This is a genomic window from Streptomyces durocortorensis (assembly GCF_016901035.1).
Classification (GTDB): domain Bacteria; phylum Actinomycetota; class Actinomycetes; order Streptomycetales; family Streptomycetaceae; genus Streptomyces; species Streptomyces durocortorensis.
The window spans coordinates 1-1,698 of sequence record NZ_JAFEUF010000475.1; the positions used below are offsets into that span (position 1 = coordinate 1).

Consider the following 1,698-nt stretch of genomic DNA (forward strand, 5'->3'; position numbering starts at 1 on the left):
CGCCCCGGACGCAGCGGCCCCCGCCCCCGACCGCTGGCGGCCCTGGCGCTTCCGCATGTCCAACGACGTGTGGGGCACGCCCGTCGTTTCCGGCGATCTGCTCTACGTGACGTCCTTCGAGGTCCACGCGCTGGACGTGGGCAACGGCCGGCGCCAGTTCAAGACCCGGGACGTGGCCTGGGCGATGGCCGTCGAAGGCGGCAGGATCCACGCATCGGACGGCCCCTCGCTGTACGCGCTGGACGCCACGACCGGCGCCGAGCAGTGGCGTCTGTCCACCGACGCCTGGGTGTACGCGCTCAAGGCCGACCGGGGCACGGTCCTGACCGCGACCCGGGGCGGCGGGATCCAGGCCTGGGAGGCGTCCAGCGGCGACAAGCTGTGGGAGATCACCGGCGCGCAGAGCGACTTCGAGACGGCGGAGGCCGGTCCGGTCATCCACGACGGCACGGTGTACGTCTGGCAGGACGCCCGGCTCCGCGCGCTGGACGCCCGTACGGGCAGGGAGCGCTGGTCGTACCCGATCGGCGACGCGGCCTCCTGCGGCGGCGTCCCGGTCCGGGTCACCCCGGCCGACGACGGCTACGTCTACATCGCGGCGGGCACCCGGGTGCTGGCGGTGGAGACCGGCTCCGGCCGGGTGCGCTGGCACTTCGAGTCGCCGGCGGTCTTCCTCTCCCCGCCCGCGTTCGCTCCGGGCCCGGCGGTGACCGGCGGCGGGGTGTATCTCGCCGACTACCTCGGCACGGTGTACGCGCTGGACGCCACGACCGGCAAGGACCGCTGGCGGATCGCCACGGAGGCCCGCTCCTCGATCGAACCGGTGCTGGTCGCGGTGGGCAACGTGCACGTCGGCAGCGGCAGCGCGCTGTACACCCTGGACGCGGTCACGGGCACCCCGAAGTGGCGCTTCGCGGCGGGCGGCGACGTGGTGGGCGCGCCGGTGGTGGCGGACGGCCGGGTCCACTTCGGCTCGGCGGACCATGTGCTGTACACCCTGGACGCGGCGGGCGGCCAGCTCCGCTGGAAGCTGGCGACGGGCGGCGAGATCACGGGCTCGCCGGTGGCCCGGGCGGGCGTGGTGTACGCGTGCAGCAAGGACCGCTGCGTGTACGCGCTGGACGCGCTGAAGGGCACGGGTACGGGGAACAGGGCGAGGACCTGAGCGAGGCCCGGGCTTGAAGGATGTCCTCAATCGCCGGACGGGCTTGATTTTCCCGCCCGTCCGGCGCACCCCCAGCCCGTCCGGCGCTTGAGGACGGAACCCTCGACGGGGGCGGGCGTCAACCCTGCGGGGGCGGCCGGTGCGGCGGGTGTACGGGATCCCGGGGGTCGTCCTCCGGATGCGGGGCGGCCTGCGGATACGACCGCGTACGGGGATCACGGGGATCGGGCCCCGTGTACGGGTCCACCTCCGGCTCCGGCCACGGCGACGTCTGCACCGACATCCCCGGCTCCTGCGTAGGCGGCCACGTATCCACCTGATCCGCCGCCGGCACGGCAAACGGCTCCACCCGCTCCCGCTCCCGCACCGCCCTCCGCTCCCGCCGGCCCGGCCGGCCACTCATCAGCAACGCCCCGATCAGCATCAGCACCCCGCCCGCAAGCGCATTGGCCACCCCCACCTGCAGCCCCGCCCCGTCCCCGCCCACGGCCGCGGCCCGCGCATCGTCGTCGGTGCCGGCCCCGGGGACCTGG

The 1,698-nt window shown here is 74.9% G+C and carries 1 protein-coding gene and 1 pseudogene; one reads left to right on the top strand and one right to left on the bottom strand.

The annotated features are described in order from the left end of the window. A partial coding sequence (locus JS521_RS35545) for an outer membrane protein assembly factor BamB family protein (protein WP_205086974.1) occupies positions 1 to 1,165 on the top strand: 1,165 nt, incomplete at its 5' end. Between the two features lie 118 nt (positions 1,166 to 1,283). On the opposite strand, the pseudogene JS521_RS35550 reads toward JS521_RS35545, so the two are convergent. Then, positions 1,284 to 1,698 (bottom strand): annotated as a pseudogene (locus tag JS521_RS35550) (hypothetical protein); the annotation flags it as partial.